The organism is Pseudonocardia sp. SID8383, from assembly GCF_009864975.1.
Classification (GTDB): Bacteria; Actinomycetota; Actinomycetes; order Mycobacteriales; family Pseudonocardiaceae; genus Pseudonocardia; species Pseudonocardia alni.
Window position 1 is genome coordinate 1 of record NZ_WWFY01000957.1, and the last position, 7,480, is coordinate 7,480.

Annotated in this window: 8 protein-coding genes and 2 pseudogenes; 7 read left to right on the forward strand and 3 right to left on the reverse strand. The window is 72.4% G+C overall.

The window, feature by feature from the left end:
• Positions 1–611 (reverse strand): annotated as a pseudogene (locus tag GTW08_RS22790) (Fis family transcriptional regulator); the annotation flags it as partial.
• Between the two features lie 170 nt (positions 612–781).
• Here GTW08_RS22790 and GTW08_RS22795 point away from each other — a divergent pair.
• The 3 genes from GTW08_RS22795 to GTW08_RS22805 are packed head-to-tail and all read left to right on the forward strand — an operon-like array spanning position 782 to position 3,536.
• On the forward strand, positions 782–1,798 hold the full coding sequence (locus GTW08_RS22795; protein ID WP_073576701.1) for an amidohydrolase family protein: 1,017 nt from the start codon (positions 782–784) through the stop codon (positions 1,796–1,798).
• Entirely contained in the window at positions 1,795–2,514 is a 720-nt protein-coding gene (locus GTW08_RS22800) for an iron-sulfur cluster assembly protein (protein WP_073576700.1), read from the forward strand. Before GTW08_RS22795 ends, GTW08_RS22800 begins: the two co-directional genes overlap by 4 nt.
• Positions 2,511–3,536: an alcohol dehydrogenase catalytic domain-containing protein gene (locus GTW08_RS22805; protein ID WP_073576699.1), complete on the forward strand. Its 1,026-nt coding sequence runs from the start codon at positions 2,511–2,513 to the stop codon at positions 3,534–3,536. Before GTW08_RS22800 ends, GTW08_RS22805 begins: the two co-directional genes overlap by 4 nt.
• Positions 3,537–3,621: 85 nt before the next feature.
• On the opposite strand, the gene GTW08_RS22810 is transcribed toward GTW08_RS22805, so the two are convergent.
• Positions 3,622–4,083, reverse strand: coding sequence for a MarR family winged helix-turn-helix transcriptional regulator (locus tag GTW08_RS22810; RefSeq protein WP_073576698.1), 462 nt, complete (start codon positions 4,081–4,083; stop codon positions 3,622–3,624).
• 99 nt (positions 4,084–4,182) lie between these two features.
• Here GTW08_RS22810 and GTW08_RS22815 point away from each other — a divergent pair, with 99 nt between their 5' ends.
• Genes GTW08_RS22815 through GTW08_RS22825 form a run of 3 tightly spaced genes read left to right on the forward strand, consistent with a single transcriptional unit; the run spans position 4,183 to position 6,436 of the window.
• Positions 4,183–5,310 carry a CE1758 family FMN-dependent luciferase-like monooxygenase gene (locus GTW08_RS22815; RefSeq protein WP_161152502.1) on the forward strand — a complete coding sequence of 376 codons (1,128 nt, stop codon included), beginning with the start codon at positions 4,183–4,185 and terminating at the stop codon, positions 5,308–5,310.
• Complete coding sequence (locus tag GTW08_RS22820) at positions 5,310–5,921, forward strand: CE1759 family FMN reductase (RefSeq protein ID WP_073576696.1); 612 nt, start codon at positions 5,310–5,312, stop codon at positions 5,919–5,921. The genes GTW08_RS22815 and GTW08_RS22820 overlap by 1 nt, the downstream gene beginning before the upstream one ends.
• A gap of 5 nt (positions 5,922–5,926) precedes the next feature.
• Positions 5,927–6,436: a VOC family protein gene (locus GTW08_RS22825; protein ID WP_073576695.1), complete on the forward strand. Its 510-nt coding sequence runs from the start codon at positions 5,927–5,929 to the stop codon at positions 6,434–6,436.
• A 9-nt stretch (positions 6,437–6,445) separates the two neighbouring features.
• On the opposite strand, the gene GTW08_RS22830 is transcribed toward GTW08_RS22825, so the two are convergent.
• The gene (locus tag GTW08_RS22830; protein WP_073576694.1) at positions 6,446–7,030 is read right to left on the reverse strand and encodes a hypothetical protein; all 585 of its coding nucleotides are present in this window, start codon (positions 7,028–7,030) and stop codon (positions 6,446–6,448) included.
• A 101-nt stretch (positions 7,031–7,131) separates the two neighbouring features.
• On the opposite strand from GTW08_RS22830, the pseudogene GTW08_RS31185 reads away from it, so the two are divergent.
• Positions 7,132–7,480: pseudogene (locus GTW08_RS31185) on the forward strand (hypothetical protein); the annotation flags it as partial.

Consider the following 7,480-nt stretch of genomic DNA (forward strand, 5'->3'; position numbering starts at 1 on the left):
CCGCGCGGCGCGCGCCGGGGGCTCGCGCCGCGCCCGTGCGCCAGCATCAGCGCGGACGTCTGCCCGGCCGCGGTGCGCGCCAGCGCGAGCAGCAGCCCGTCGGAGCGCTGCGACCAGGTGGTGAGGTTGATGCTGCCGAGCAGCGATCCGTCGACCGGGTCGAGGACGGGCGCGGCGGCGCAGGTGTAGCCCCACAGCCCGGTGCAGTAGTGCTCGTCGCCGCGGACCAGCGAGGGGACCCGGTCGGCCAGGGCCAGCCCGAGCCCGGTGGTCCCGGCCTCCCGCTCGCCGAAGGCGAACCCGGGGGCGAGGTAGGTGCGGTCCAGCGCGTCGGTCAGGCCGCGCTCGTCGCAGAGCCGGGAGACGACGATGCCGTCGGCGTCGGTCAGCATCAGCGAGATCGGCTCGCCCGGCAGGCCTTCGTGCAGCCCGGCGAGCACCTCGCCGCCGCACCGGGCGAACAGCGAGCCGTCGTCGACGGCGCCGGTGAACGCCGGGTCGACCGCCTCGGTGGGGGCGCCGTAGGTCTCGCTGCGCGCCCAGGACGCCGAGATCCGGGCCGGAGCCAGTGACTGCCCCATCGCGCGTACCTCCTCGTACCTGCTGCTCACGACCGTGTCATATCCGCGACGCCGTCGCGACGCCGTCTCGTCTCAGGTTGAGACGGTGATCACGACCGCCGGGGCGCCGCCGTTCCTACCTTCGGCCCTCGACGCGGGATCCCCACCGGCCCGCGCAGTCGCGGGGTGCCCACCACCTCGCCGCGACCGAGAGGACAACGATGTACTCGAAGAACGGCGAATCCTATTTCATCGTGGACGCCCACGTGGCGCTGTGGGACGCACGCCCGGAGAACCAGCGCAACATCCACGGCAAGCAGTTCATCGACTGCTTCTACGACTACCACCGCAACCTGAGCCCCGAGTCCGAGGTCTGGCCCTACGAGGACTACCTCTACCAGGGCGGCGAGCGGCTGATGAAGGACCTGTTCACCGACGGCCACGTCGACCATGCCGTCTTCCAGCCCGCCTACCTGGGCGAGTTCTACGACAACGGGTTCGGCCAGACCGAGGAGGCCTTCGCCCTCGCCCAGGCCCACCCGGACAAGCTGACCTACAACCACCACTGGGATCCCCGCAACGGCGAGCAGGGCCTGCGGCAGCTGCGCGAGGACGCGAAGCGCTTCGGCCTGAAGGGCGCGAAGCTCTACACCGCGGAGTGGCACGGCGAGTCCCGCGGCTGGAAGCTCGACGACCACTGGTCCTACAAGTACCTCGAGGCGGCCCAGGAGCTGGGCATCCGCAACATCCACATCCACAAGGGCCCCACCATCCGCCCGCTGGACCGCGACGCGTTCGACGTCGCCGACGTGGACAAGGTCGCCACCGACTTCACCGACCTGAACTTCGTCGTCGAGCACTGCGGCCTGCCGCGCCTCGAGGACTTCTGCTGGATCGCCACCCAGGAACCGAACGTGCACGCCGGCCTGGCTGTCGCGATGCCGTTCATCCACACCCGGCCCAAGTACTTCGGCCAGATCATCGGCGAGCTCCTGTACTGGCTGGGCGAGGACCGCATCCAGTTCTCCAGCGACTATGCGATCTGGACCCCGCGCTGGCTGGTCGAGCGCTTCGTCGACTTCGAGATCCCGGACGAGCTGTCCGAGTACGCGCCGCTGACCACCGCCCAGAAGAAGAAGATCCTGGGTCTCAACGCCGCGGCGATGTACGACATCGAGGTCCCCGCCGAGCTGCAGCTGCGCGACGAGACCCCGACCGAGGTCCCGGTGGCCTCGTGAGCGCCCCCGCCCTCGCCCGCACCTCGCGTACGGACCAGGCGTTCCGGGCGCTCGACGCCGTCGTCGACCCCGAGCTGGACGAGCCGATCACCGACCTGGAGTTCGTCCGTTCCCTCGACGTCGACGGCGACCGGGTCACCGTGCACCTGCGCCTGCCCACCGCGTTCTGCGCGCCGAACTTCGCCTACCTGATGTGCTCGGACGCGAAGGACGTGCTCACCGCGCTGGACTGGACCGGCGAGGTCGTGGTCGAGCTCGACGACCACCACGACTCCGACCTCATCAACGCCGGGCTGGCCGCCGACGCCGGCTACAAGGGCACCTTCCGGCACGAGGCCGAGTCCGACCTCGACGAGCTGCGCGAGACCTTCCGGCGCAAGGCGCACACCGCCGCGATGGAGCGCTCGCTCACCGGGCTGCTGCGGGTCGACCCGGACCGGACGCCCGAGTCGCTGCACGGCGTCACCCTGGCCGACCTGCCCGCGGGCCCGGCCACCGACGCCCTGCTGCGCCGCCGCGCGGCGATCGGCCTGCCCACCGGCGGCGACCGGCCGGTCCTGGTCGGCCACGACGGCGTCCCGTACCCGGCCGAGCAGGTCCCGCTGAAGCTGCGGATGGCCCGCTCGGTGCGGATCTCCATCGAGGGCAACGCCCACTTCTGCCGCGGGCTCCTGAAGACCCGCTACCCCGAGTCCGTGAAGGGATCCGTGTCGTGAGAGCAGTACAGGTGGTCGGCTACCACCGGCCGATGGAGCTGACCGAGGTCCCGAAGCCGGAGGTCGTCGACCCGTTCGACGTCGTCGTCCGGATCGGCGGCGCCGGGGTCTGCCGCACCGACCTGCACGTCCTCGAGGGGCAGTGGGCGGAGAAGTCCCAGGTGACGCTGCCCTACACGATCGGCCACGAGAACGCGGGCTGGGTCGAGTCCGTGGGGTCGGCCGTGACCCACGTCCGTGAGGGCGACGGCGTCATCCTGCACCCGCTCGCCACCTGCGGCCTGTGCCGCGCCTGCCGCTCCGGCGACGACGTGCACTGCACCGCCTCGGCGTTCCCGGGCATCGACACCCACGGCGGCTACGCCGAGTACCTGCGCACCTCGGCGCGCAGCGTCGTCAAGCTGGACCCGTCGCTGCAGCCCGCCGACGTCGCCGCCCTCGCCGACGCCGGTCTCACCGCCTACCACGCCGCGGCCAAGGCCTCACGCCGGCTGGGTCCGCGCGACACCTGCGTCGTCATCGGGGCGGGCGGGCTCGGCCACATCGGCATCCAGGTGCTGAAGGCGCTGACCCCGGCCCGGCTGGTCGTGCTCGACCGCAACCCGGACGCGGTGAAGCTGGCGCTGGAGATCGGCGCCGACGACGGGATCGTCGCCGACGGCGGGCAGGTCGACGAGGTCCTGTCGCTCACCGGCGGGAACGGCGCCGAGGCCGTCATCGACTTCGTCGGCGAGGGCGGCTCCACCGCCCAGGGCCTGGCGATGACCCGGCGCGCCGGGGACTACCACGTGGTCGGCTACGGCGAGAACGTCGACGTCCCGACGATCGATCTGATCTCGGCCGAGGTGAACGTGGTCGGCAACCTGGTCGGGTCCTACAACGATCTCTGCGACCTGATGGAGCTGGCCGCCCGCGGCCGGGTCACCCTGCACACCAGCACCTACGCCCTGGACGACTTCCAGTCCGCGCTCGACGACCTCGACGCCGGGAGGGTCAGGGGCCGCGCCATCCTGGTGCCCTGACCTGCTGTTCTGATCGCGGTCCCGCTCACGACGGCCCGTACCGGCGACGCCCGGTGCGGGCCGTCGCGCGTTCCGCGGAACGCGGTCAGCGGGGGTCGCGACCGTCGAGCCGGGCCTGCACGGCCGCGGTGATCCGGGTCAGGGCGGCCACGTCGTCGTCGGAGAGGGCGTCGAAGACCAGCTCCCGCACGGTCTCCACGTGCCCCGGTGCCGCGGCCTCGATCGCCGCGCGGCCCTGCTCGGTGAGCACGACGTAGTTGCCGCGGCCGTCGTCGTCGCACTCCTCGCGGGCGACGAGGCCGCGTTTCTGCATCCGGGCCAGGTGGTGGGAGAGCCTGCTCTTCTCCCACTCCAGCAGCGTCGCCAGCTCCAGCACCCGGCACCGCTCGTCGGGCCGGTCGGTCAGGGCCACCAGCACGTCGAAGTCGGTGAGCGAGAGCCCCGACCCGGTCTGCAGCCGCCGGTGCAGCTCGCCCTGCAGGCGTGCCTGCATCCGGAGCAGCCCTCGCCAGGCCACCTGCTCGCGCTCGTCCAGCCACCGTGTCACGGCACCATCGTAGCGAAATAGTTGACTCATCATCTATGTTACCGCAGGATGTAGATGACGGATCAACCAATGAGCCGTCGACGAGCAGAGGAGGAAGCCGTGCAGTTCGGAGTCTTCACGGTCAGCGACGTCACGCCGGACCCGACGACCGGCCGCACGCCGACCGAGGCCCAGCGGATCCAGGACGTCCTGACCATCGCGAAGCACGCGGAACAGGTCGGGCTCGACGTCTTCGCGATCGGCGAGCACCACAACCCGCCGTTCTTCTCCTCGTCGCCGACCACCACGCTCGGCTACCTCGCCGGCGTCACCGAGACCCTGCAGCTGTCCACCTCGACCACGCTGATCACCACGAACGACCCGGTGAAGATCGCCGAGGACTTCGCGATGCTGCAGCACATGGCGGGCGGCCGCGTCGACCTCATGCTCGGCCGCGGCAACACCGGCCCGGTCTACCCGTGGTTCGGCCAGGACATCCGGCAGGGCCTGAACCTGGCGGTCGAGAACTACGCGCTGCTGCGCAAGCTGTGGGACACCGAGGTCGGCGACTGGGAGGGGCACTTCCGTACCCCGCTGCAGGGCTTCACCTCGACCCCGCGCCCGCTCGACGGCGTCGCGCCGTTCGTGTGGCACGGCTCGATCCGCAGCCCCGAGATCGCCGAGCAGGCCGCCTACTACGGCGACGGCTTCTTCCACAACCACATCTTCTGGCCGGCGTCGCACACGAAGCGGATGGTCGAGTTCTACCGCACGCGCTGGGAGCACCACGGTCACGGACCGGCCGACCGCGCGATCGTCGGCCTCGGTGGGCAGGTGTTCATGCGCCGCAACAGCCAGGACGCGGTGCGCGAGTTCCGGCCGTACTTCGACAACGCCCCGGTCTACGGGCACGGGCCCTCGCTGGAGGACTTCACCCGCGAGACCCCGCTGACCGTCGGCAGCCCGCAGCAGGTCATCGAGCGGACGCTGGGCTTCCGCGACTACGTCGGTGACTACCAGCGCCAGCTGTTCCTCATCGACCACGCCGGCCTGCCGCTGAAGACCGTGCTGGAGCAGCTCGACCTGCTGGGCGAGGAGGTCGTGCCGGTGCTGCGCAAGGAGTTCGCCGCGCTGCGCGCGCCGGGCGTCCCGGACGCGCCGACCCACGCCTCGCTGGTCGCCGCCCGCGACGCCGCGGGCACCGGCAGCACCGACAGCACCGGGACGCAGGAGAAGGAGGTCGCGTGATGACCACCCGCAGGATCGTCGTGCTCAGCGCCGGGCTGTCGACGCCGTCGTCGACCCGGCTGCTGGCCGACCGCCTCGCCGCCGCGGTCACGGCCGCACTGGCCGACCGGGGCGAGCGGGCCGAGGTGCAGGTCGTGGAGCTGCGCGAGCACGCCCGCGACCTCGCCGACCACCTGGTCGCCGGCTTCCCGAACACCGCGCTGGCGCCGGTGCTGGAGTCGGTGGCCGCGGCGGACGCCGTCGTCGCCGTGACGCCGATCTTCTCGGCGTCCTACAGCGGGCTGTTCAAGACCTTCGTCGACGTCCTGGACCGCGACGCACTCACCGGCACCCCGGTGCTGCTCGCCGCGACCGGCGGCACGGCGCGGCACTCGCTGGCCCTGGAGCACGCGATGCGCCCGCTGTTCGCGTACCTGCGGGCCGCGACGGTCCCGACCGCGGTGTTCGCCGCACCCGAGGACTGGGGCGCGACCGAGGTGGGCACCACACTGGACGGCCGTGTCGGGCGCGCCGCGGGCGAGCTGGCCGACGCCGTCGCCGCCCGGCCGCCGGCCACCCGCACCGACCTGTTCGCCGACGTCCCCGACTTCACCTCACTGCTGAAGGGCTGACCGCCATGACCGACACCGGCACCCCCACCGACATCGCCGCCCTCGACGCCGCCCGCGACCGGATCCGTTCCGCCCACCTGAAGCCGGCGGGGGAGCGGCCGGCCTCGACCGCCCGCGGCCTGCACCACACCGCGCTGGTCAGCTCGGATGTCGAGCGGACCGTGCGCTTCTACCAGGATGTCCTCGGCTTCCCGCTCACCGAGCTGATCGAGAACCGGGACTACCCGGGGTCCTCGCACTTCTTCTTCGACATCGGCAACGGGAACCTGCTCGCGTTCTTCGACTTCCCGGGCCTCGACGTCGGCCCCTACGCCGAGGTCCTCGGCGGGCTGCACCACATGGCGATCAGCGTCGAGCCGCAGCGGTGGGACGAGCTCGTCGCGCGGCTCGCCGAGGCCGGGGTGGAGCACGAGGTGCACTCCGGTGTCTCGGTCTACTTCCGCGACCCCGACGGTGCGCGCATCGAGCTCATCGCCGACCCGCTGGGGGAGATGTACGGCCAGCACGTGCTGTGAGCGGGGTGCTCACCGGCGGACGCTGACGTGGACGTGGTCGTAGTGCCCGCCGGTGGCGTCCTCCGGGTCGTACACCCCGCCGCCGTCGTAGGGCCGGCCCCAGTTCTTCCGGCCCTCCCCGGAGTCCCCGGTGCCGCGGTACCAGATCCGGCCCTGCCAGATCACGTAGCGGACCCGCAGCTCGGCGGCGTTCTCGCGCAGCCAGGTCGCGACGGCCCAGCCGTCCTCCAGGTCCTGGCCGGCGGGGAAGTCGCCGTAGCCGGCCGGGAAGAAGTCGCAGGCCCGGCCGGCGGGGTGGTCGCTCGAGGGGTTCCACGCGTGCTCCGACCAGCAGGTGACCGCCCGGACCGGTGCTGACGGGCCCGGCTCGCCGAACCGGGCCACGGCGGCGTCGTGCAGGCGCAGCGCGGACGGGGTGAGGCAGCCCGAGGTCGTCGGGTCCGGCTGGTCGCACTGCTCCGGCGGGGGCGGGTCGACCAGCTCGCGCAGGTCGTCGGGGGTGAACCCGCGGCTTCCGGCGAACCAGGCCAGACCGCCGACGAGCAGGGCCAGCACGAGGAGCACGCCCAGCACCGGGGCGACGCGGGTCTTCACGGGGGCTTCGTCCGTTCTGTCGGAGTGCCTCCCACGGTACGGCGAGGAGTCCGGTGCCCGCCGACGGTCGGCACCGCGACACCGCCCGCGAGGAGGCACCCATGACCGTCGTGACGACGGATCTGCTCGACCGCCCGGACGCCCGCGTCACCTTCGACGTCCGCGGCACCGGCCCGCTGCTCGTGCTCGTCGGCTCGCCGATGGGCGCCGAGGGCTTCGGCTCGCTCGCCGACGCGATGGCCGCCGACCACACCGTCGTCAGGTTCGACCCGCGCGGCACCGGCCGCAGCCCCACCGAGGACCCGGACGCCGACTCCACCGTCGCGCTGCGGGCGGCCCGGCCGGTTTCGTCGCCCGGCTGCGGCAGGTGCCGGCGCGCACCTGACAGCGGCGGCGCCGTTCGGCAGGATGGCGCGGTGATCAGCACGACCGCTGCGGGCGACGCCGTCC